This window comes from Sporacetigenium sp. TC11 (genome assembly GCF_058146105.1).
On record NZ_JBYVNY010000002.1, the window covers coordinates 303,483 to 325,543 of the forward strand.

A 22,061-nucleotide genomic window follows, 5' to 3' on the forward strand; every position below is an offset into this window, starting at 1 on the left:
TGGATATTATGAAAAAATTATATGTTATTTTAACTGTTATAGTTATTTTAATTTTAATGGGAATTACATTAAATCAAAATATACAAAGTGGATTTGCACTTATATTTACACTAGGTGTATTTGCAATATTGTTTTTAAGTTATTTTTATTTTGAAAAAAGCTCTTTAGGAACTAAAGAAATAGGTATAATAGCTACTTTAAGTGCATTTTCAGCTGTTTCAAGGGTTATATTTGCATTAATACCAAATGTTCAACCAGTTACTTTCTTAGTCGCATTATCTGGGTATGTGTTTGGACCTTATCAAGGGTTTTTAATTGGAAGCTCAGCTGCATTTTTATCAAATATATTTTTGGGGCAAGGTCCATGGACTCCTTGGCAGATGTTTTCCTGGGGAATAATTGGTATGATATGCGGATTTTGGGGAAACAAGAATCAAGATGTAAGCCCTTTAAAGTTTGCAATAGCATGTTTTGCATTTGGTTTCATGTTTGATTGGATTATGAACTTTTGGAACCTAATTACATTTGTAAAACCTATAACTAAGGAAAGTATTATTGTAACTTATTTATCTAGCTTGACGTTTGATATTTTACATGGACTTGGTAACTTTACTTTTTCAATAATATTTTATGATATATTGAGGAAGGTTTTATTTAGATATAAAAGAAGGCTTGAGGTTACTTATATTCAAGAAGGGGATTTATTATAAAAATTGGAGGGAGAAAAAATGAAAAAAGACATTAAAAAAATCATTTTAAGTTTAATTATGGCACTAAGTATAGTACTATCTCAAATTGCTTACATACCTTTTAAAGTAAGTGCAGAAGGTAATGATTCTGTAAATGTGACTGTAAGAGTAGAAGGGTTAGATGGAACTATATTACAAAAGACTAGTGTTAATGTTACAAAGGAATCACCGGTAGTTTTAGATGCTATAGAAAAAGTTATTGGTAACAGAATTACTACATCGCCTTCACCATATGGTGGAGTTTTTATAGAAAGTATTGATGATATAGGAACAAAGCAATATCCAAATGGAGGCTGGATGTATCAAATAAATAATGACTCTAATGTAGTTGGAGTTGACAGTCAGCCAATAAAGGAAGGTAACAATATAGTTTTATATTTAGTTGAAGGTTGGGATAGTAAGTACTCTTACTTTGATAAAGAAGATGTTTCAGTAGAGGGAAATAAATCTGTGGAACTTACTTTAACTAGCCAAGGATATGATGAAAGTTGGAATACTGTATTAACTGGTGTTGAAAACGCAAATATAATAATAAATAATCAAAAGACAGATTTATTTACTGATAAGGATGGTAAGATAACTATTCCTGCTGATAAGTTCGAACAAAATGGCGATTACATAATAACTGCTGAGAAAAAAGAAAATGGGAAATATCAAGTATCAAGGCCATACAGTAAGATAAAAGTAACTGGAAAAGACACTCAAGGACCTATTATAGAAAACCCACAAGATGGTACAAATGTAACGGTAAGGGTAGAAGGTTTAGATAAAACTATACTACAAAAGACTAATGTCAATATTACAAAGGAATCACCAGTAGCTTTAGATGCTATAGAAAAAGTTCTTGGTAATAGAATTACAAAATCGCCTTCACCATATGGTGGAGTTTTTATAGAAAGTATTGATAATATAGGAACAAAGCAATATCCAAGTGGGGGTTGGATGTATCAAATAAATAACGACTCTAATGTAGTTGGAGTTGACAGTCAGCCAATAAAGGAAGGTAACAATATAGTTTTATATTTAGTTGAAGGTTGGGATAGTAAGTACTCATACTTTGATAGAGATGATGTTTTAGTAGAAGGAAATAAATCTGTAGAGCTTACTTTGATTAGCCAAGGATATGATGAAAGTTGGAATAGTGTATTATCTGGTGTTGAAAACGCAAATATAATAATAAATAATCAAAAGACAGATTTATTTACTGATAAGGATGGTAAGATAACTATTCCTGCACATAAGTTTGCACAAAATGGCGATTACATAATAACTGCTGAGAAAAAAGAAAATGGAAAATATATAATATCAAGACCATACAGTAAGATAACAGTAAATGGAAAAGATACTCAAGCACCTATTATAAATCCAAAATTAAAAGATACAACAGTTTATTCATCAAAATATACTTTAGATGTAACTACTACAGACAACGCAGATAAAAATATTGTTCCTAAAGTTAAATTAAATGGTAATGAAATAAATCCAGGTAATGATGGAAAGTATACAATAACGTTAAATGAAGGAATAAATACTATATCAATATATGCAAAAGATAGTTCAAATAATGAAAGTACAAAGACTATATCTATTACATATAAAAAACTATCAATTGAAAATTACAACTTATTAGAAGAAATGAACTTAACAGCAAAGCACATTAAAGGTAATAATCTTGACGAGTGGTCTGCAATAAGTTTAAATAAACTTGGAATAAAAGGTAGTAAAGAATATTTTGATTATATGGTAAATAACTTCAATAAGAATGTTCCAAAGAAGGGATTAGAGTATTATACTAACGTAGAACTTGAAAAGTTAATAATGTACCTTGCAAGCCAAGGATATACACCATATAATTTTAATGGCTATGATTTAGTAAAAGAATTGTTTAATAGAGATATAGATAAATTCGATGTAATGGATGTTATGTTTGGAATGTTTGTATATGACTATTGCAATATAAGTGATTCAAATTACAAAATAAAACTAAATGATCTTAAAAATGCACTGTTAGATAAATCCTTTACAGATAGTAATGGGAACTTAGGGTGGTCTTTATCTGGAAAAGCTCCTATAAAGCCTGATTTAGTTGGATTTGCAGTTTTAGCATTATCTAATTGGCAAGACGATTCTAGTATTAAAACAACAATAGACAAAGCAGTAAGTACTTTATCAAATGTGCAAACTGAAAGTGGTTGCTATTATGATGGTTTCTCAGGTGGAGAATCATCTGAAGCAGTAAGTGTTGCAATATTAGGATTAACTTCAGTTGGTATAGATCCTACAGATACTAAGTTTACAAAGAATGGAAATAGTTTAATAACAGCATTAATGTCATTTAAAGGAACTAACGGCCAGTACAAACATCTTCAAGATGGTGGAAACGACTATATGGCTACAGAAGAGGCACTTAGAGCTCTTATATCATTAAATGAGTTTTATAAGAATGGTAAATACAACTATTATGATAGTGATATAAATGTAAAAGAACTTGCTGTTTACGGCAAAGTTGATAATGATACAAAAGAAGAGCCAACTAAAAATACAGGAAATAAGCCAACAAATAATAACTCGGATAACAATAGTTCAAGTGATAATGCTTCATCAGAAGATGAAAATACTTCTACAGTAGTTAAAGATACAGAAGATCAACTTGAAAGTGCGGGGCTAATGAAAACTACAGCTGTAAATGAAAATAAAGATGTTAAAGATGCTTCAAAATCTAATAAATCTAAGCTGCCTATTACTTCAGGTATAATAACATTAGCAACAGGGGCTATTGCAGCAGGAGCTTATTTTATGTTTAGAAAAGATTTCTAATATGGGGTGTAATTATGAATAATAAAAAGAAGATACTAGTAATATTAATAGCTGTATTTCTATGTTCAGGAATGTTTTTTATTGCAGATATGATTAAATACTCAAGTAGTTCAAAGGTAGCTACAAAAATTGAAAGTGAAGTAAAAGACTCAAGTTCTGAAGAAAATAATCCAAGTGGAAGCAAAGAAACAGCTAATAATAGTGAAGATAAATCTACATCAGATAATACAAGTAATCAACAAGATAGTAAATCTGTAGAAAATAAAAATACTACAGAAGCTAAAGAAAAAACAGAGCCAACAAAACAAACTACTACACAACAAGAACCACAACAACAACCACAGCCTCAACCAAAAAGTTCTAAGGTTATTATACAAAATGGTATAACTGGATCAACTATACTATCTAAAAGCATAAATGCTAGTAATAAGTCAGTTGGAGAAGCAACCACTAGTGCATTAGATAGTAAAGGTGTTGATTATAAAGCAACAGGATTTGGACCAACAATGTACATTGCATCTATTGCTGGACTAAGTGAAAAAGCTGAAGGTCCAACTAGTGGATGGACATATTATGTACAAAAAGGTGGAAGCGGTTCATTTGTTAAACCAGGAGTAGGCTGCGGTAGCTATAAGTTACGAGACGGAGACGTTGTTTTATGGAAATACGTTAAAGAAGGAGCTTAAGAAAAAGCTGTATTGGTGTAAAAACCAATACAGCTTTTTAATTGAATAAAAGTAATATACAAATGGCTTGACTATTAGAAAATTTTAGTAAACAATAATAGTATGAAGATTTAGAATAATTTTAAAGGGGTTGAAAGAATGTTATTAGGGAAAAAGGCTGTATATTTCTTTTGTTATAATTTTGAAAATGACTCTGTTGCACCAAGGATCTTCGATAATTCTATAAAAACTTTTGATTTAAAGGAAACAGAAACTATTGTAGATGGATATCATGTTATGGAGTATAAAGACTCGAAAGGAAATTTGTTTAGCTATGTAAGAACTAACAAAGTAATTAGTCATGATTATGAATACTATTTACCTATTATGAATAAGTATTTTTCAGATTATGACTTTGGAGGGGTAATAAACTGGCATGGTGGAGCAAAGGCTCCAGATAAGGTATTATGCTTACATACTATAGGGGATGTTGAATCTGGATATTTTGGTGTAACAAACCCTATATATACAACTAATTTAGGTCATACATTAGAAAAGCATAGAGAAAAATTACAATTAGAAGATTTTAGAGTAACTATGGAAGCTACACATTGGTCTGGAATAATATCTAATGGTTCTCCAGATAAAATAGTAGAATACAAAGTTCCTTTAGTAGATGTTGAAATAGGAAGTACACCAGAAAGCTGGAGTAATGAAAAGGCTGTTAATGTTATTACGTTATCTTTAGTAGAGGTATTTAATAATAATAGAAAGTTTCCTACAGTATTATATGTTGGAGGAATTCATTTTGAAGACCCAATAACTAATGCAGTATTAGGACAAGAATATCCTGTATCTGCATCTCATATTCTTCCAAGTTCATGGGTTGTAAATGGTAAATACGATGAAGAAGATGGATATAAGAAGTTAGAAGCATGTATTAACTCTATTATAGGTGGAATTGATGGTATCGTGTATCAAGACAAACTAAAAGCTCCATATAGAGATCAATGTAAGCGTATAGGGGAGGTATTAAATGTACCTGTTTTTAAGCACAAACAACTTAACAATATTAAACAATCTCCAATTATAGGGTTATACGAAAATTGCGAAGAAAATTTATAAATAAAAGAAAGGCTGTATTGAAATAAGAAATCAATACAGCTAAATTTGAGCAAATTTTATTTATATCCATCTACAGCAACTTCTAATTCTCCAGTTTCTGGATCTATTATAAGCCCATGGACAAAAACATCCTTAGGCATTAGAGGATGATTTTTGATTATAGAAGTACTTTCTTTCACAGAATCATGTACACAACCAAAACCATGTAACCAATTCTTTAAATTAATTCCTGTATACTCAATAGTTGATATAGTTTCTCTTGTTACGCCTCTTTGTATAAATTGTTCAATCATAGTGTCTGGATTAATATTACTCATTCCACATCCGTGATGACCTATTACAAATACTTCCTCAGCTTTTAATTCATAAATTGCAACTAACAGACTTCTCATAATACTTCCAAATGGATGCGTAACAACTGCACCAGCATTTTTTATAATTTTCGCATCACCATTTTTAAGATTTAGAGCACTTGGAAGCATGGCTGTTAATCTAGTATCCATACATGAAAGTATTACAATTTTCTTATCTGGATATTTTGTTGTTCTATATTTTTCGTACTCTTTATTTTCTACGAATAACTTATTATGTAGTAATATTTCTTGAAGCTTATTCATATTTTAATCTCTCCTTAAATATGTTGTTCTAAATATACTACCATAAATACAACAATAATAAACTATTAATTTAAAATATTATAATTTTTACAAAAGTAAAAAGGATGTTCTTATTATAAGAACATCCTTTTATAAATATCATCTACTTGTTATCTGTGGCTATTGACTAATCGTCCACAACCATTAACTTTTGGAATATTGGGCTAAGCAAGCAAAGTAGAATTCCAGCACCCATTGTTATTGCAGTTACTAAACCGAATACTTGAAGAGCACCCCATGACTCAACATAGGCTGCAGACATACCTGCAATGTAGTTACCAAAACCTGTAGCAAACAGCCATACACCCATCATAATAGCAGCAATTTGCTTAGGAGCTAGTTTACTAACCATAGAAAGTCCAACTGGAGACAAGAACATTTCACCAACAGTATGAAGTGTATATGCACCTAATAACCAAAGTATATTAGCCTTAATTGCTGCATCAGGAGAACTTCCTCTTTCAAGTGCTGCACCAACCATTAATGCAAACCCAAGTCCAAGAATAATTAAACCATAACCCATTTTAGTTGCAGTAGGAATATCACCTTTAGGTCTTTTAGAAAGTTTAACAAACCACCATGCGAAAATTGGTCCAAGAGTAACACAAAGGAATGCGTTTATTGATTGGAACCAACTTGTTGGTACTTCAAATCCACCTACATTTCTGTTTATATAGTCATTAGTATATAAAGTTAAGCTTGAACCTGCTTGCTCAAATCCAGCCCAGAAAATTATAACAAAGAATGTAAGACCAAAAATTGCAGCAACCCTTCTTTTCTCTTCTTTTGTTAGAGGTTGCTTATCAATTTTAACTTCTTCAGTTTTTTCTTTTTTAATAGCTTGGTTATCATCGAATTTTCCAACATCTCCAAGAAGTTTGTTAGCAAATAACATGTAAAGAACTGATCCAATAAGCATACCTATACCAGCTGCAAGGAATCCGTATTTGTAACCATAACTAATAACTTCTGCACCTTTAGTAACTGCGAAAGTTTTTTCAGCAAGAGTACCACATACAAGTGGAGCAAAAAATGCACCAATATTAATAAATGTGTAGAATATTGAATATGCACCATCTTTTCTAGGGTCATTATTGTCATAGAAATCTCCTACAATAGATGTAATATTAGGTTTCCAAAATCCATTACCAATAATAATAAATATAAGAGCGATATAAACCATTGATTTAGCATTTGCAAGGAAAAGGAATATCAGACCAGCTGTTATCAATAAAGATCCGATAAAAAAGGTTTTTCTCTTTCCGAGAAACTTATCTGCTACGTAACCACCTAATAATGGAGCAAAGTAAGCAAACATAGTAAAGTTAGCATAAATTGTAGCTGCTGCTGCGTTATCAAGTCCTAATCCACCTTTTATAGCCTCTGTTGTAAGAAATAGTATAAGCAAGCCTCTCATGCCGTAATAGCTAAATCTTTCGCAGGTTTGCAGAGTTGAGACTAACCAGAACCCCATAGGATGACCTTGTTTCTTAATAGTCATATCTGACATTTAAAATTCCCCCTTATGCTTTTAATTTTGACAATATTTAAACAATATATTTTATAAAGTGTTTAAGTGAATTATAAAATATTCTTTTTAAATATTTCTATACAGTATATTTTGAAAAATAATATAATATGTTTATTTATTAATTATTATGTGTAAATAGTGTATTCTAAAAGTAGTAATATTTGATGAAAAAAAATAGTATTTTATAAAATAAATAATTTATAACTAAAATTTTTGATAAAGGGGGTAACTCATGGTATTTCCAAAGGGTTTACAAAAGGGGGACACTATAGGAATAATAGCACCTTCTAGCCCATTCGATAGAAATAAGATCCCTGGGGTAGTAAAAGCATTAAATGAATTAGGGTATAAAGTTAAGCTTGGTAGAAGTTGTTATTCAAACTATAAAGGATATTTAGCAGGTAGTGATGAACTAAGGGTGAAAGATATAGAAGATATGTTCTTAGACTGTGATGTGGATGTAATAATGTGTATGCGAGGTGGATATGGAACTCCTAGAATACTAGATATGATAGACTATAATGTTATAAGAAATAATCCTAAGGCTTTTGTAGGTTTTTCTGATATAACAGCATTACATATAGCATTTAACCAAAAATGTAACTTGGTAACTTTCCACGGTATAATGGCTCTAACGTCACCTAAATGGGATGATTTTACTTATAATTCTCTTTTAGATGCACTTAATATGAAGGAGTACTTAAACTTAAGAAATCCAAGAAATAATAAAGTACAAACATTTGTAGATGGAGTAGCAGAGGGTGAAATAATAGGTGGTAATTTAGCGTTACTTTGTGCCACTATAGGAACTGAATGTGAAATAGATGCAAGAGGAAAGATATTGTTTATAGAAGAAATAGGAGAACCTATATATAGAATAGATAGAATGCTTACACAATTAGGGTTAGCAGGTAAGTTTGACGATTGTTGCGGCATAATATTTGGAGATTTCAAAAATTGCAGTAAGCAAAATGATGATGATTTTGAATTAGAAGAAATATTAAAAGACAGAGTAGAAAAGTTCAACAAACCGTGTATATACAATTTAAAATCAGGTCATTGTATGCCTATGATAACAATACCTTTTGGAGTTAAATGTAGGTTAGATGCTACTAATAAAAAAGTAGAGCTTTATAAATCAATTTACTAAGTAATTAATAATAGCCACAAAATATAGTTTATATAAACCTATATTTTGTGGCTATTTATTTTAAACTTTACTCAAAGCAAATAAATTCATAACTTGCATAGCTACACCTATAGGCAAGCAATCCTCATCTATATCAAATTGACCAGTATGAAGAGGTGAGGTTATACCTTTATTTGTATTTTTGCAACCTAAATGGAAAAATGCACCCTTCGTATTTTCTAAGAAAAATGAAAAGTCCTCTGCTCCAAGGGATGGATGCTCCTTCACTAATACTTTATCATCTCCAAGGAGTATTTTTCCTTGTTCTTTTATTATATCAACAACGAAATTATCGTTAACTAAAGGGGAATATCCTATTTCTATTTTAACATTTCCAACTCCGCCAAATGATGATGATACGTCTTTTACTATTTCACATATTCGTTCTTTTGCAAATGAGCGAGTTTGTGGATCTAATGTTCTTAATGTGCCAGATATCTCAACTTTATCACAAATTATATTTTCCTTTATACCGCCTTTTATTATTCCAAGGGATAAAACTGCTGAATTTGTTGGAGCTATATTTCTACTTACTATAGTTTGTAGAGCTGTTATAACATGAGCACCTATAACTATTGCATCAACGCCATTTTCAGGATATGCACCATGGGCCTGTTTTCCATTTATAGTTATTTTTATAGTGTCAGTAGATGCATTTAAGGTATTGTATTTTACTTCTATATATCCAGTATCCACACTCGGCATAACATGAAGACCTAATATATAATCTACCTTAGGATCATCAAGACAACCATCTTCTATCATAAACTGGGCGCCACCAACTGTTTCTTCTGCTGGTTGGAACAATAACTTAACATTAACAGGAACTTGATCTTTTATAGAATTTAATATTTTGGCAACTCCAAGTAGTATAGCAGTATGGGCATCATGGCCACAAGCATGCATCTTTCCGATATGGATAGATTTATATGTACTTTCATTTTTTTCTTCAATAGGGAGAGCGTCTATATCAGCTCTTAAAGCTATTGTCTTGTTTGAAGCTGAGTTAAGGATGATACCCGTTATACCTGTATGATTTTCTGACTCGAAATACTCAATTCCTATTTCATCTAAGTATTTTTTGATTTTATCTCTAGTTATAAATTCTTCCATTCCAAGCTCTGGAGTTCTGTGTAAATCACGTCTAACTTCTATAAGCCAGTCTTTTATTTCATTTGATTTTTTATATATTAAAATTTTATCCATAAAAACACCCCATTTAGTTATTAATTTTATTAATAAACATAAATAATAATAATAATTATAAAACTTAGTTTATTTAAAATATAAAAGCAGTATATTATATAATATGTAAATATAGCTTATATATTAGTTATAATTGAGGTGTATATATGGATACATTGAGAAATACGTGGGTTGAAGTAAACCTAGATAATATAGCAAACAATATTAGAGAAGTAAGAAATAATCTTAAGGCTAATGCTAAAATAGGAGCAGTTTTAAAAGCAAATGCATATGGACATGGGGCTATAGAAGTTGCAAAAGTTATGATTGAAGAAAATGTTGATTATCTTTGCGTTGCATCATTAAATGAAGCACTTGAAATAAGAAAAATATATAAAGATATTCCTATTTTAGTTATGGGTTATATATCAAATGAAAATATTCATATAGCTATAAAAAATAATATAACTCTAACTATATTTAATATAGAACAAGGGATAAAGGTATCGAATATATCTACTGAATTATCTAAGGTTGGGAAAATTCATCTAAAAGTTGACACTGGATTTAATAGGCTTGGATTTAAGGCAGGAGAAGAACTTATAAATATAATAAAGCAAATTCATGACTTAAAAAACATAGATATAGAAGGAATATTTTCTCATTTAGCACTAAAAGATTTAGAAAGCGATTATAAGCAATTTAATTTGTTTACTAATACTATAGAACAAATTGAAAATGAAGGAATCAATATACCAATAAAACATATATGTGACAGTATTGGAGCAGTGTTATATCCAAACTATCATTTGGATATGGTTAGAATAGGCGCTAGTTTATATGGATACAATGGTAGAAAATCTTCTATGAACTTAAAACCAGTTCTAACGTTTAAGTCTAAGATATCATTTATTAAAGAAATAGAAAAAGGGGAAGGGGTAAGTTATGACTATACATTTGTAGCAAATCAAAAAATGAAAATTGCTACTATTTCTTGTGGATATGGAGATGGAATACCAAGAATTTTATCAAACAAAGGATATGTTACTATAAATAATCAAAGAGCTAAAATTATTGGAACAATATGCATGGACCAATGTATGGTAGATGTGACAAATATAAAAGATGTATTAGTAGATGATGAAGTAATATTTTATGGAGAAAATGGAATTAAACTTGCACAAGTTGCAAATTGGGCTAATACAAATAGAAATGAAATTTTAAGTTTAGTTTCAAGAAGAGTTCCGAGGGTTTATTATAAGGATAACAAAATAGTTAAGGTTTTGGATTATCTTGTTGAATATTAAAAAAATTTATATTTACCAACTACTCCCCCCACCTAACGTATCGTTCGGTAAGGGGAGTTTATCATTTAAAAGATGAAATATTGTTGGATAAATCATTAATATTATCACATAACACTTGAAGTTTTTGTTCTATTCGTACCAAAAGATACATTGATACAGCAATAGGAAACTAAAGTAGTTTTGAAAATTAATTTGGTAAATTGTTTATTAATATAGCGTGGTATACAGATAGTACCTTAGAACAATTAGTTAAAGCTCAAGTTTAGATAATCTTGATAGTGATGTAGTGTGAGAAAGAGTTAAGAATTATTGTTATGTTATAATATAATGTTGAAATTAAGTTACATTGAAAAAGAGGAGAATTAATTCTCCTCTTTTAACTTCATAGTATATAAAAATTATGGATTACTTAATATTAAACTTAATTAATAGCTGTATAATAGTGTATACACTTTAAATGCTATGATACAGCTATTTTTATTCTTTATTTATCGCACAATTGTCTAACAGATCAAAAAATTTAATATAGTCTGTTTTTACTATTCTAAAAATTTATTTTGTTTTATTAATTTTCCTATTGAGCATAATTTCTTCTGCTATTACTAATGTGACACTTATTATAGCTACTATTATACCTATTTTAACTGTGTAAGCTGAGACTAAAATTCCTGCAAATACAGCTGCTTTACCATTTAGCACACCGTTTCTTTGGTCTATATATTTCATATTATGAAACTTTTCATAATAATTTACTCCTAATCCATAAGCTATTAAAACAATCCCTATAATAACTCTTATAATCTCTATCATTTCCAAGTTTATTTCCCCCCTTTTAAATTAGGACTATACTAAATTATATTCATTAAATTAAGATTATGTGATAAATGTAGAAACTTAATTGTTAATATTATAACATACTTGTCATCTGTTGCTAAAATCCTTTAATAAAAAACCTAAGCAAGGTTCTTCTGTGTCCCAATATTATACAACTATTCATGAATAAACTATGTATTAAATATATCATAAATCAATTAAATCTATTTATACATTTCTAAATTTAAACTTTTATTTAAAACATAGCCTAAATTATAAACCCCTATGGATAGGGTATCTATAAAAAAAGAAAAAGAATTTGGTATAGATAGTTATGCACTACTATATGAACAAAATATAGGGCTTATAAATGGATTAGTTAGTGAATGGTTAATAGATATAAGTCAAAGAGTAGATATAAGACTTTTTAAAAGGGCAATAGAAATAGCTACAGATAAAGGAAAATGTAACAAAGGATATATATGTGGAATTTTGAAGCAATGGGAAGATAAGAATATAAGAAGTTACGAAGATTTAAAAGCTTATGAAGTAAGTGCTAAAAATAAGGGGGCTAATAGTTATGGAGAAGATTACATTTATCAAAAGCCAAGTAAAGAACAACTTGAAGAAGCAAGAAGATTACTTGAACAAGACTAAATATAAGTGTGAGAAGTGTAGGGACATGACATTTATATTGAATAAAGATATAGCAATTCCCTGTGAATGTAGGGAGTTAAGAATTGCCGAAAGTATATTAAAAAACAGTGGTATAAACGAAGAGTTTAGAAAAAAGACATTTGATAATTTTAATTATGGCGTTGAATTACAGTTAACAGAAGCTTTTTTAAAAGCAAAGAAATATTGTAGTAATTTTGAAGAAATAAAAGATACTAGAAGAAATTCAATAATATTTATGGGACAAGTAGGAAGTGGCAAAACACATTTATGTACTGCTATAGCAAATAAGCTTATGGAAAACTTTGTAGGAGTTGTTTATATGTCATATAGAGACATTATAACTAAACTTAAACAAAGTATTTTAGATGAAGAAAACTATAGTAGAGAATTAAATAGATACAAAGAAGCTAAGGTACTTTTAATAGATGATTTATTTAAAGGAAATATAACTAAAAGTGATATAAATATAGTCTTTGAGCTTATTAATTATAGATATCAAAAAAACAAGCCAACTATAGTGAATACTGAAAAGTTAATAGATGAACTTATAGAAATAGATGAAGCTATAGTTAGCAGAATAATTGAAATGAGCACAAAATACCTAGTAGAAATAAAGGGAAGGAAATTAAATTACAGGATTTATGGTTAATGGGGGGAGTATGTTAGATTATTTAACTGAGAATGATATACCAGATTCATTAAAGGATATAGCCGATGAAATAGGCATGGATAATTTTATTAAGTTGTGTAGGTTATGTAGCGGCTTTTGTATATACATCCCTACAGAAAATTCTCTTACAAAGCCGATTAGAAATAGGGTTATTAGGGAAAGTTTTGATGGAGGAAATTACAGGGAGCTTGCTAGAAAGTTTAATATTAGTGAGGTACAGGTAAGAAAAATAGTAGCTAAACTACTCTAGAACAAAGCCTGTCTAAGATACAGGCTTTGTTTTTTTATTTAAGATATAACATTAATAAAATTATAAATAAATTTGAAGTAAATGTAAAAAATACATATCAGAAAAAGTATTTTTAACATTTAGGAGATAAAAAATATGAAAAGAATAATATTAATATTTTGTATGGCAAGTATGTTTATTATGATTGGAGGATGCTCTAATAAACGCAATTTAGAGAATTCTATAAATAAACCCAATTTAGAGAATCCAACAGAAGATTCTTCTAAATTCAATTCAAAGGAATTGGTAGACATTTATACAACTGTATTTGATTCTTTTGTACCTAAAGAAGAAGCTATAAATATAAATAAGGCAGATTATCTCGCAATTGATATGAGGAGTAAATCTTTTGATAATATTTCACAAGAAGGTAAACAACAAATATTAGATTATTTTAAAAATAAGTATAATATAGAGGTTATGAATGAGTCGCTTAATACATTAGAAGAAAAAGGATTAGGAACTAAACAGGGTGCAGATGTAAGTTTGATAAAAGATGGCAAAAGAGGAATTCTCGTAGGAATACTTAATGAGAAAATTGTGTCTAAAACTGAAGTAGTTATTGAAGGATATTGGCACCTTACTCCAACAGCAGGAGCAGGTTTTAGGACTACAATCGTATTCAAAGATGGACAATGGAAATTACAAAAAAGAGAAGGGATGGGGGTGAGTTAATTATAATTGATTAAACTTTTATATATAGAGTAAATATTAAGGAGCTGAAAGGCTACCTGAAGGTACGCCTTTTTTTATCTATATGAACAATTTTATATAACATAGCCTAAAAAAGTTATTACGACAATAATAAATTGTAAATAATTATATATTATAGTACTTACGGAGGAAATAAGATGAAAAAAATTAGTGCATTACTAAGTTCACTTATTTTAATGACTGGTACAGGTTTTTTGGCATTACAGAATAACAATGGTCAAGATATAGATACCAAAAAAGAATTAAGTGTAAGTGTATCTACAACCGAACAAAAGGAAATTTCAATATTAAATAAGCCAATTAATGCAGATGAAGTAAAGGAAGAAAATGTATTCTTTTTTTTCAATTCAACTGCAACATTTGACCCAGGGCAACTTCGTTACACAATAGATGAAATGAATGAAAGTGATTTAGTTGATTCTATTGTTAAAGGTATTATTACTGATATCGATTATGTTAATATAGAGGATAATGCACAAACTATACTCACTGTTAATGTACTAGAATCATACAAAGGAAATACTGCAAAGGAAATTAAGGTATATGAAGATGGCGGATATATAAGATTAAAGGATATGCTAGGTGAATTTAAAGATAAAGGTTTGGATTTAGAAAAGAAGTTAACAAAAGAACAAATTGAGAATGGTCTTGTTGATAAGAAATTCTGTAATGCCCCTCATCCCCAAAAAGGACAGCAGGTAATATTGTATTTGACTAAAAATCCAAATAAACCTCCTCTTATGTTAGCTGATTCATATATGTCTCTAGGTTCAGTATATGGAAAATTTACTTTATATAAAAATACTGGGCAGTATGAAAGACCACCACGTGATGGTGTCGTTAATTTTGAGAAATCAATACCTGAAGATAAAATGGAGAAGAAACTTAAGAATAAATTTAAATGGCTATGTTAACTAATTTGGTTGTTAGTGTATTTATTTTTTAGTATAGGTTATAATATATGTATATTATAGGACTAGGAGGTATAAGTATGGGATTAGATAACACTTTAGAGAAACAAGTAAAAACTTTAAATACTTCTGAACTTGAGGAACTATTTAATCTTATAGGTTCTTTGCTTACTACAAATACTTATTCCTCCGAATTTAATAGAGAAATAAAAGAAATAAAGTTTTTCAAAGGTGAAATATGTCCTAGATGTAATAAAAGTCATATTATCAAATACGGTATAAGATACGATAGACAAAGATATAAATGTAAAACTTGTGGGAAGGTTTTTGATGAAAGAACATCTTCAGTTATTTCTAGCACAAAACTACCACTTGAAACATGGTTTAGATATATAAATTTATTAGTAAATAAGGCTACAATAAGAGAATGTGCAGAAGAATTACATATAAGCCTTAAGACATCATTCTTTATGCGTCATAGAATTTTAGATTGTTTGAATGTAATACTTGGTAAAGGCTATGTTAGTGGAGTTGTAGAAAGTGATGAAACATATTTTAGAGTATCATTTAAAGGTAATCATAGCAAAGGCAATAGATTTGTTCTACCTAGAAAACCCCATAAAAGAGGTGGTCAAAAACAAGGTAAAAGTTCAGGCAATAAATTAAGAGGAATATCTCATGAGAAGGTTTGTGTAGGAATATGCATTGATAGAAAAGGTGGCATAATCTCAAAAAAATTATGTACTGGTAGAGTTAAATTTTCTCACTTAAAGAATTTCTTCAATAATAAAATTGAAGAAGGCTCTACTCTTTGTGTAGACTCCCATCAATCGTATATAAAGATTCCGACAGTTTTTAATGTAAAACTCAAAAGAATAGATAGTGGTAAATATACTGATGGAATTTACCATATTCAACATGCCAATAGTTTTCATAGTCGCTTAAAAGGTTGGGTTAGAGATTTTAATGGAGTATCAACCAAATATCTTCAAAACTACCTTACTTGGTTTAGATGGTGTGAGATTACAAAGAAAGAAAAAGATATATCTAAAATGAAAGAGTTGTTTTTAGGGTTAGTTACTACTGAAAACTACTCCACTATCGAAACAATAAGAAATAGATATATTGAGTTAACTTAACAATAGTAAAACTAAATTGTATATAAATTGAATCTATAATATATATATGATAAAATTTGTTATACAAAACATCTATTTTAGTAGGGGGGATAAAATGTTGAAAAGATTATCTTTGATATTATTAGTATTTATTTTTTCAATAAGTTTAATAGGATGTAATAAAAATAAACTTATAATAAGTCCACAAAAGAATAATGAAAATGAATTCAATAATATGGGTGTAGACTATAAAATCAATAACCTATATAAATATGAGTACGATATTCAAGTTTATGCTAAAGAGTATAACTATGGGAAACTAAAAGATACATATGATTTAGTGCAAACTAAAACAAATAGTAAAGATTCAGAAGATGTCTTACCTATAAGTGTTTATGAAAAAAACAGAAATATAGATGTAGTTGCTGGTAATATTTCGTTAAATCTACCGCTAGATTTTTTTAATGATGATAAGAAAAATGGAATGGCTTTATCATTCATAAATTATGATAAAGAGATACAATTAAACAAAGAATTATCTATAGCAGTATTTGGTGTTGGAAAAAAAGGTGGAACTACTCAATCAGTAGATTTAGATGGAGATTTTAAATTAGGACATAATGAAAAAGATTTAGTTGTATATCTAAAAATTAATAAAATCAACTAAAAATAATGATAGAATACTTGTATTCTATCATTATTTTTTTACTTATCAACCAAATTATTTAACATAGCCATTTAAATAAATGGATATATTTCCTGCAAATAAGTGAATATACTACGCTATATTTATATATTACACAATAAAATAATGCTGTCTAAACCGAAGTGCCATTGGAATACTTATACAATAAATTTATTCGTTATCACATCATATTTAGTTCCAATATAATATATAGTAAATATAAAACATTTAACCTTAAGGAAGGTGTAATTTATTGTTTACTCAAATTAGAAGGAATGTATTTAAATCGTTATGTATTATTTTTACAATAATATTCTTAGTAACAGGGTGTTCATCGGCTTCGTCAGTTAATTTAAAAATTTACGGAGAGAGTGAAAATTGGAAAGTAAAACATGAACTTAAAGTTGATGGTATAGATTCTACTGAAGAAAAGAATCTATATATAGAAAATAAAAATAATGAAAAAAGAATAGATACTATTAACTTCGCATTATATAGAGATGGTGATTTAACTACAAAAGGAACAGGAATTCCTTTAGATAATAATAAATATATAAAAAGGTCTAAAAATATGGGAGCAGCTTCACCGTCAAAAGAATCTAAATATGTTATTGAAATAGAATGGGATGGTCAAAAAGAAACAATATCATTAAATAATACTAATTAGTTATGTGAAAACTGAAAACACAGAAAATAGAGTACTTTTAAGTGCTCGTTTTTGTGACTGTAGCTTTTAAATTAATATAGATTTTGTATATAACTCATACTCGCTTAAATCAATAAAATCATTCCAACTAATACCATATCCACCTACATCAACTACAACATTAAAAAATAAATCATTATCAGCAGCAGGATTTAGGACTACAATTGTATTTATAGATGGACAATGGAAGTTACAAAAAATAGACCCGATGGGGATTAGTTAGTTAGAATTGATTAAACTTATATAGAGAGAGTAAATACGAAGGAGCCGAAAGGCTCTATTTTAAATTATATAAATCAATATATACCCAATTTCAACATATATCCTATAAAGAACTACAGTATACATATACAACAGATAATACAGTACTAATAATTAACGTAACATAAAAGGTTGAATTAGTTATAAATTTAACTATTAGATATGATTATTATGTTAAAATAGACATAACAACAAATAGAATTCAAAGGGGGAGGGGCAAAATGGATATATATATATTTATGACAATGAGTATCATGCAGGTATCATTCGGTTTAGTATTATTTTTAATAGGGATTGTGTCTAGACTGTTTTCTATAAACGATAGCAAAAGAATTTTTTTAAATAAAGTAAAAGATCAAGGTTTATTAAATATTATTCTTGGTGTTATTGGAGGGGTAATCCAATACTTGAATACAGATTTAACTATAATATCAATGATTATATTTACAGTTGGAATTTTGTTTAGTTTATATATTTAATAATAAAATCCGTCCTACTTATTAAAAAAAGTAGTATGAAAAAAAGTAGTAAAATAATTGTGATAATAGGTGTAGTATTAATCTCAATTTTTATGTTCTTTAGGTGATGCTATTTCAGATAAGTTTAAAATAGGATTTAGAAAGTTTGATAAACCAATTACAATAGGGGAAGAATTTTTACTTTATGAATGTAATAATAAATCACACGGTGCAGAGAGAGTTTATATGACTATAAATAAAATAGAAAAAGATAAGGGATCATGTGTTGGTAATGACGATGTATCATGTACTGTTATGTATTTTGATTTAAGATATGAAGGGGATAAGCCACTTAATTTAATTGATGAAAGTAGAAGCTTTAGTGATTTATCTAGTTTCACAACTAGTTTATCCAGTGACAAATTAAAGGATGATGATTGGTCAGATGATTTTATTATAGAAGATGATATGAATTCAGATGTTATACATACCGAGTATACTAAGAAATTACCTAAAGTAATTAAATCTGGTACTACACTAAAAAATCTAACTCATCCTATAGCAATTATGGGTGTTAGGTATAGTGATATCCCAGTAGAGGATATAAATATACAAATTGAAACAAAACTTAAGATGCAACATAAAGGTAAAAATATAAGAGAAAATATAAATAAATAATCCTTCGATTTAGGAAAAGAAATTACTTTAATGGCTTTTTCAAGTAATAAGCAAGATACAACTAGTATTAATTTATCTTCTGATGAAGATATAAAAGATGGAATAAAGAGAAATAAGAAAGTTATATTGATAAAAGTAAAGATAGTTAAGTGTGATGAAAATAATAAATAGAAAATATATGATTGGCTACAATTGTAATTAGTTATATAAAATTGTAACAAAGATAGCATGATAACTTGGTACAACAAAAACTTTAATTTTAGAATATAAAAAAATAGTCAGGGGGATTGGTTTATGAATTCGCTTTCATCTACAAATAACTTTATAGATATTCTTTTACTCATAGTAATAATACTTTTTCAAATATTTTTATCAAAGAAAGAAAACAAAATACTAGGTTTAATATTACCTACAATTAGCTTTTTATTTTCATTATTGTATCTTATGCAGGCTACGACTTTCCTTATCGGCCTTGTGGCATTTTTATTTACAAATATATCAACAGTAATACTTTTATTAATTTACTTGACTTATCGTAAAAAAATTAATAAAAATAAAGCTATTAATAAAATAAATATCCAAGATTGAGAATAGTAGTTACTAAATAATCCATCTATGTTTATAAAATATAACAGTAGGCTAAGGAGTTTAAGGGATGCAAATTTTTAGTTGTATAGGTTACATAGTATTATAAATTATGAATTAGAATTATATAAAAGTAGGTGATTAAATGCAATGTCCATACTGTAAAAAAGAAATGGTTTCAGGTAAAATCGGCTGTCACAACCGTTCATTAGGAGTTTTGGAGTGGACTCCAGATGAAACAAAGTCAAAATTAAAGCATATATTAGGTTTAGAATCCGAGGTATTTGAAAGGAATTTTAAAGTTCAGGCCCATAAGTGCGAAATTTGCAGTAAGATAATAATTGATTTATTGGATGACTATAATAAAAACTCAAAGTAAATTAATAAGACTAAGTTAGTTCACAGTTGGATATGTGCAAGACATGGGTAGAATAAATAGTTATATAAGAAAGGAAGAACTATGTATATAGAAACTCAATGGGTTATATTATTTTGTATATTATTATTAATAACTTGCTTAATAGTTATGCCTATAGCTATAAAATATTTGATTAGAAGTGTTATACATTTGGCTGAATATTTTATTGAATATAATGAAACAGCTAAAAAATAGTATATTTTATCTTAAATAATGGGTGTAATTCTATACTCAAAATCACAAAACTACTATACTGTTTTTATAAACCACTACCAAATAGAATAGGGGGAATAATTTATGGAAAAAAATAATCTGATAAAACTCTATGGGCTTACTTTTATCGTTGGAATATTAATACTAATGAACTCTATGAATTTAGCTCAAACTGAAATTTTTAGTTATGTTGACGGTAGAGCTATAGATATAGAACAATCTATTATAAATTATAGATTGTCAGGTTCTATAGTAGCAATACTAGGAGGTTTAGGTATGATAAGGAATATAGATATTAAGTCGTAATTTTTATAAACTACGAATAAAAATAATTTAGAGCATAATGGTCATATATAGATGAATTTTAGTGTAAAGGTATCATATTTATATAACATATTGTTAATTTTGATAGTGTTTACGACTGTATCAGGGTGTGCATATATTAGGGGGTGGCTACAATAGGTAATTCAACTTATAAATTGCGTTTTGGCGAGTATTGGCGTATTGGAGAACAAGAAAGCTGGTTTGAAGATATGGCTTTACGGGGACTACACTTAGATGAGATAGGATTAATATTTGTTAGATTTGAAAAAGGTGAGCCCAAAAAAACAAGATATAGAATAGGTGTTTCATTAGATGAGGATATAGTACAAGAAGAAAAGCAACGATATACACAAAGGGGATGGGAATACGTTACAAATTATAGGAATTTTAATATATTTTCATCACCATATGAACTAAATGCACAAGAATTTTATACAGACCCTACCCAACAATCAGACACATTGAAGAAATTAAACAAAGAATTAGTATGGGCTGCATTTATAAGTATAATACCAATAATTATGATTATAGCTATTTATTATTTTGAGTGGTTTAATAATACAACTACTTTAGTTTTGATAGAGTCAAGAGATATTCAATCTGTTACGCTACATATATATTTACTATATTTATCATTTAAGTCAATAAAGTCAGCTGTATATATGACCACTTTGAGAAGAAATCTTGAAAAGGTAAAGCCAATTAATCACAATGCTCCATGGAGAAAGCAACGTGCACTAAATTATGGAGGAGCTGTATTATACCTGGTATTTCTTACTGCTATACTTATACCATCTATGTCAGATAATATGAAAACACTACCAGTTTACAGCGATGATTTGCCTATTGTAAGGCTATCAGATATAGAGAATGATCCAAATTTAGTTAGGCAAGAATCCTTAGATGGAGGTATTGATTGGGCTAACAATTATGAATATGGGTGGAGTATATTTGCACCAACACAATACACATCTTATGAAGAAGGCGTTGTTTCGGATAAGGTATGGCAAGATGGGAGTGGGGTATATTCCCCAAGTATGAATACAAGAGTGTATAAACTAAGATATCCATCTATGGCAGAAGATCTTATTTCTGATTTAGTTAAAAAATTTGATATTGAACCTCAAGATAAAAATTTAATTAAATTAAATAATAACGATTTTGATAACTTAACTGTTTATGAGTCAAAGGATTTCAAAGATGTATTTGCATCTAAGGGAAAAGGGGTAATCCATGTTAGGTATTTTGGTTATGCAAAAACTGATGCAATAATTGATAGCGTTTTACATAAGATTAATTTAATTTCACAATAAATA

General features: G+C 28.6%; 27 protein-coding genes. 22 read left to right on the forward strand and 5 right to left on the reverse strand.

Annotated features, from left to right (window positions below; genetic code table 11):
- Positions 1-8: 8 nt before the first annotated feature.
- The 4 genes from ACUSRV_RS04405 (at position 9) to ACUSRV_RS04420 (ending at position 5,356) form a co-directional block, all read left to right on the forward strand.
- Positions 9-710, forward strand: coding sequence for an ECF transporter S component (locus ACUSRV_RS04405; RefSeq protein ID WP_490140707.1), 702 nt, complete (start codon positions 9-11; stop codon positions 708-710).
- An 18-nt stretch (positions 711-728) separates the two neighbouring features.
- Positions 729-3,566, forward strand: coding sequence for a DUF4430 domain-containing protein (locus ACUSRV_RS04410; protein WP_490140708.1), 2,838 nt, complete (start codon positions 729-731; stop codon positions 3,564-3,566).
- 14 nt (positions 3,567-3,580) lie between these two features.
- A complete protein-coding gene (locus ACUSRV_RS04415) occupies positions 3,581-4,252 on the forward strand; it encodes a DUF4430 domain-containing protein (protein ID WP_490140709.1) in 672 nt (223 codons plus the stop codon).
- Positions 4,253-4,390: 138 nt separating this feature from the next.
- Positions 4,391-5,356, forward strand: coding sequence for a D-aminoacyl-tRNA deacylase (locus ACUSRV_RS04420; RefSeq protein WP_490140710.1), 966 nt, complete (start codon positions 4,391-4,393; stop codon positions 5,354-5,356).
- Between the two features lie 56 nt (positions 5,357-5,412).
- On the opposite strand, the gene ACUSRV_RS04425 is transcribed toward ACUSRV_RS04420, so the two are convergent.
- Positions 5,413-5,973, reverse strand: coding sequence for a beta-class carbonic anhydrase (locus ACUSRV_RS04425; protein ID WP_490140711.1), 561 nt, complete (start codon positions 5,971-5,973; stop codon positions 5,413-5,415).
- A 166-nt stretch (positions 5,974-6,139) separates the two neighbouring features.
- A complete protein-coding gene (locus ACUSRV_RS04430; protein ID WP_490140712.1) occupies positions 6,140-7,522 on the reverse strand; it encodes a peptide MFS transporter in 1,383 nt (460 codons plus the stop codon).
- A 253-nt stretch (positions 7,523-7,775) separates the two neighbouring features.
- Between ACUSRV_RS04430 and ACUSRV_RS04435 the strand changes: the two genes are divergently transcribed.
- On the forward strand, positions 7,776-8,693 hold the full coding sequence (locus ACUSRV_RS04435) for a S66 peptidase family protein (protein WP_490140713.1): 918 nt from the start codon (positions 7,776-7,778) through the stop codon (positions 8,691-8,693).
- A gap of 60 nt (positions 8,694-8,753) precedes the next feature.
- Here ACUSRV_RS04435 and ACUSRV_RS04440 read toward each other — a convergent pair whose 3' ends face one another.
- Positions 8,754-9,938, reverse strand: coding sequence for a M20 metallopeptidase family protein (locus tag ACUSRV_RS04440; protein ID WP_490140714.1), 1,185 nt, complete (start codon positions 9,936-9,938; stop codon positions 8,754-8,756).
- 146 nt (positions 9,939-10,084) lie between these two features.
- Between ACUSRV_RS04440 and alr the strand changes: the two genes are divergently transcribed.
- A complete protein-coding gene (alr, locus tag ACUSRV_RS04445; RefSeq protein WP_490140715.1) occupies positions 10,085-11,224 on the forward strand; it encodes an alanine racemase in 1,140 nt (379 codons plus the stop codon).
- A 61-nt stretch (positions 11,225-11,285) separates the two neighbouring features.
- On the opposite strand, the gene ACUSRV_RS04450 is transcribed toward alr, so the two are convergent.
- Together ACUSRV_RS04450 and ACUSRV_RS04455 are read right to left on the reverse strand one after the other, a co-directional pair.
- Complete coding sequence (locus ACUSRV_RS04450) at positions 11,286-11,387, reverse strand: YvrJ family protein (RefSeq protein WP_490140994.1); 102 nt, start codon at positions 11,385-11,387, stop codon at positions 11,286-11,288.
- Between the two features lie 389 nt (positions 11,388-11,776).
- Positions 11,777-12,040, reverse strand: coding sequence for a hypothetical protein (locus tag ACUSRV_RS04455; protein WP_490140716.1), 264 nt, complete (start codon positions 12,038-12,040; stop codon positions 11,777-11,779).
- 282 nt (positions 12,041-12,322) lie between these two features.
- Here ACUSRV_RS04455 and ACUSRV_RS04460 point away from each other — a divergent pair, with 282 nt between their 5' ends.
- The 16 genes from ACUSRV_RS04460 (at position 12,323) to ACUSRV_RS04535 (ending at position 22,058) form a co-directional block, all read left to right on the forward strand.
- A complete protein-coding gene (locus ACUSRV_RS04460) occupies positions 12,323-12,694 on the forward strand; it encodes a DnaD domain protein (protein WP_490140717.1) in 372 nt (123 codons plus the stop codon).
- Positions 12,618-13,364 (forward strand): DnaA ATPase domain-containing protein, encoded by a 747-nt coding sequence (locus ACUSRV_RS04465; RefSeq protein WP_490140718.1) that lies wholly within the window; start codon positions 12,618-12,620, stop codon positions 13,362-13,364. Before ACUSRV_RS04460 ends, ACUSRV_RS04465 begins: the two co-directional genes overlap by 77 nt.
- Before the next feature lie 10 nt (positions 13,365-13,374).
- Entirely contained in the window at positions 13,375-13,635 is a 261-nt protein-coding gene (locus ACUSRV_RS04470) for a Mor transcription activator family protein (protein ID WP_490140719.1), read from the forward strand.
- 135 nt (positions 13,636-13,770) lie between these two features.
- Positions 13,771-14,349, forward strand: coding sequence for a hypothetical protein (locus ACUSRV_RS04475; protein ID WP_490140720.1), 579 nt, complete (start codon positions 13,771-13,773; stop codon positions 14,347-14,349).
- A gap of 176 nt (positions 14,350-14,525) precedes the next feature.
- Complete coding sequence (locus ACUSRV_RS04480) at positions 14,526-15,302, forward strand: hypothetical protein (protein WP_490140721.1); 777 nt, start codon at positions 14,526-14,528, stop codon at positions 15,300-15,302.
- A gap of 77 nt (positions 15,303-15,379) precedes the next feature.
- Positions 15,380-16,438: an IS1595 family transposase gene (locus tag ACUSRV_RS04485; RefSeq protein ID WP_490140722.1), complete on the forward strand. Its 1,059-nt coding sequence runs from the start codon at positions 15,380-15,382 to the stop codon at positions 16,436-16,438.
- Between the two features lie 94 nt (positions 16,439-16,532).
- Complete coding sequence (locus tag ACUSRV_RS04490) at positions 16,533-17,084, forward strand: hypothetical protein (RefSeq protein WP_490140723.1); 552 nt, start codon at positions 16,533-16,535, stop codon at positions 17,082-17,084.
- A 271-nt stretch (positions 17,085-17,355) separates the two neighbouring features.
- Positions 17,356-17,769, forward strand: a complete 414-nt coding sequence (locus ACUSRV_RS04495; RefSeq protein ID WP_490140724.1) for a hypothetical protein — start codon at positions 17,356-17,358, stop codon at positions 17,767-17,769.
- Positions 17,770-18,290: 521 nt separating this feature from the next.
- A complete protein-coding gene (locus ACUSRV_RS04500) occupies positions 18,291-18,548 on the forward strand; it encodes a hypothetical protein (RefSeq protein WP_490140725.1) in 258 nt (85 codons plus the stop codon).
- A 225-nt stretch (positions 18,549-18,773) separates the two neighbouring features.
- Positions 18,774-19,205, forward strand: a complete 432-nt coding sequence (locus tag ACUSRV_RS04505; RefSeq protein ID WP_490140726.1) for a hypothetical protein — start codon at positions 18,774-18,776, stop codon at positions 19,203-19,205.
- A 30-nt stretch (positions 19,206-19,235) separates the two neighbouring features.
- On the forward strand, positions 19,236-19,376 hold the full coding sequence (locus ACUSRV_RS04510; protein ID WP_490140727.1) for a hypothetical protein: 141 nt from the start codon (positions 19,236-19,238) through the stop codon (positions 19,374-19,376).
- 123 nt (positions 19,377-19,499) lie between these two features.
- Entirely contained in the window at positions 19,500-19,793 is a 294-nt protein-coding gene (locus ACUSRV_RS04515) for a hypothetical protein (protein WP_490140728.1), read from the forward strand.
- A 142-nt stretch (positions 19,794-19,935) separates the two neighbouring features.
- The gene (locus tag ACUSRV_RS04520) at positions 19,936-20,169 is read left to right on the forward strand and encodes a PF20097 family protein (RefSeq protein WP_490140729.1); all 234 of its coding nucleotides are present in this window, start codon (positions 19,936-19,938) and stop codon (positions 20,167-20,169) included.
- Between the two features lie 81 nt (positions 20,170-20,250).
- Positions 20,251-20,403 (forward strand): hypothetical protein, encoded by a 153-nt coding sequence (locus ACUSRV_RS04525; protein ID WP_490140730.1) that lies wholly within the window; start codon positions 20,251-20,253, stop codon positions 20,401-20,403.
- A gap of 102 nt (positions 20,404-20,505) precedes the next feature.
- Positions 20,506-20,727, forward strand: a complete 222-nt coding sequence (locus ACUSRV_RS04530) for a hypothetical protein (RefSeq protein ID WP_490140731.1) — start codon at positions 20,506-20,508, stop codon at positions 20,725-20,727.
- 143 nt (positions 20,728-20,870) lie between these two features.
- The gene (locus ACUSRV_RS04535) at positions 20,871-22,058 is read left to right on the forward strand and encodes a DUF2812 domain-containing protein (protein WP_490140732.1); all 1,188 of its coding nucleotides are present in this window, start codon (positions 20,871-20,873) and stop codon (positions 22,056-22,058) included.
- Positions 22,059-22,061: the final 3 nt, after the last annotated feature.

What these genes read in the sequence shown, in the direction of transcription:
- ACUSRV_RS04405 (WP_490140707.1), top strand. Translation starts at nt 9, where the DNA reads ATGAAAAAATTATATGTTATTTTAACTGTTATAGTTATTTTAATTTTA.
- ACUSRV_RS04410 (WP_490140708.1), top strand. Translation starts at nt 729, where the DNA reads ATGAAAAAAGACATTAAAAAAATCATTTTAAGTTTAATTATGGCACTA.
- ACUSRV_RS04415 (WP_490140709.1), top strand. Translation starts at nt 3,581, where the DNA reads ATGAATAATAAAAAGAAGATACTAGTAATATTAATAGCTGTATTTCTA.
- ACUSRV_RS04420 (WP_490140710.1), top strand. Translation starts at nt 4,391, where the DNA reads ATGTTATTAGGGAAAAAGGCTGTATATTTCTTTTGTTATAATTTTGAA.
- ACUSRV_RS04425 (WP_490140711.1), bottom strand. Translation starts at nt 5,973, where the DNA reads ATGAATAAGCTTCAAGAAATATTACTACATAATAAGTTATTCGTAGAA.
- ACUSRV_RS04430 (WP_490140712.1), bottom strand. Translation starts at nt 7,522, where the DNA reads ATGTCAGATATGACTATTAAGAAACAAGGTCATCCTATGGGGTTCTGG.
- ACUSRV_RS04435 (WP_490140713.1), top strand. Translation starts at nt 7,776, where the DNA reads ATGGTATTTCCAAAGGGTTTACAAAAGGGGGACACTATAGGAATAATA.
- ACUSRV_RS04440 (WP_490140714.1), bottom strand. Translation starts at nt 9,938, where the DNA reads ATGGATAAAATTTTAATATATAAAAAATCAAATGAAATAAAAGACTGG.
- alr (WP_490140715.1), top strand. Translation starts at nt 10,085, where the DNA reads ATGGATACATTGAGAAATACGTGGGTTGAAGTAAACCTAGATAATATA.
- ACUSRV_RS04460 (WP_490140717.1), top strand. Translation starts at nt 12,323, where the DNA reads ATGGATAGGGTATCTATAAAAAAAGAAAAAGAATTTGGTATAGATAGT.
- ACUSRV_RS04465 (WP_490140718.1), top strand. Translation starts at nt 12,618, where the DNA reads ATGGAGAAGATTACATTTATCAAAAGCCAAGTAAAGAACAACTTGAAG.
- ACUSRV_RS04470 (WP_490140719.1), top strand. Translation starts at nt 13,375, where the DNA reads ATGTTAGATTATTTAACTGAGAATGATATACCAGATTCATTAAAGGAT.
- ACUSRV_RS04475 (WP_490140720.1), top strand. Translation starts at nt 13,771, where the DNA reads ATGAAAAGAATAATATTAATATTTTGTATGGCAAGTATGTTTATTATG.
- ACUSRV_RS04480 (WP_490140721.1), top strand. Translation starts at nt 14,526, where the DNA reads ATGAAAAAAATTAGTGCATTACTAAGTTCACTTATTTTAATGACTGGT.
- ACUSRV_RS04485 (WP_490140722.1), top strand. Translation starts at nt 15,380, where the DNA reads ATGGGATTAGATAACACTTTAGAGAAACAAGTAAAAACTTTAAATACT.
- ACUSRV_RS04490 (WP_490140723.1), top strand. Translation starts at nt 16,533, where the DNA reads ATGTTGAAAAGATTATCTTTGATATTATTAGTATTTATTTTTTCAATA.
- ACUSRV_RS04500 (WP_490140725.1), top strand. Translation starts at nt 18,291, where the DNA reads ATGGATATATATATATTTATGACAATGAGTATCATGCAGGTATCATTC.
- ACUSRV_RS04505 (WP_490140726.1), top strand. Translation starts at nt 18,774, where the DNA reads ATGACTATAAATAAAATAGAAAAAGATAAGGGATCATGTGTTGGTAAT.
- ACUSRV_RS04510 (WP_490140727.1), top strand. Translation starts at nt 19,236, where the DNA reads ATGGCTTTTTCAAGTAATAAGCAAGATACAACTAGTATTAATTTATCT.
- ACUSRV_RS04515 (WP_490140728.1), top strand. Translation starts at nt 19,500, where the DNA reads ATGAATTCGCTTTCATCTACAAATAACTTTATAGATATTCTTTTACTC.
- ACUSRV_RS04520 (WP_490140729.1), top strand. Translation starts at nt 19,936, where the DNA reads ATGCAATGTCCATACTGTAAAAAAGAAATGGTTTCAGGTAAAATCGGC.
- ACUSRV_RS04525 (WP_490140730.1), top strand. Translation starts at nt 20,251, where the DNA reads ATGTATATAGAAACTCAATGGGTTATATTATTTTGTATATTATTATTA.
- ACUSRV_RS04530 (WP_490140731.1), top strand. Translation starts at nt 20,506, where the DNA reads ATGGAAAAAAATAATCTGATAAAACTCTATGGGCTTACTTTTATCGTT.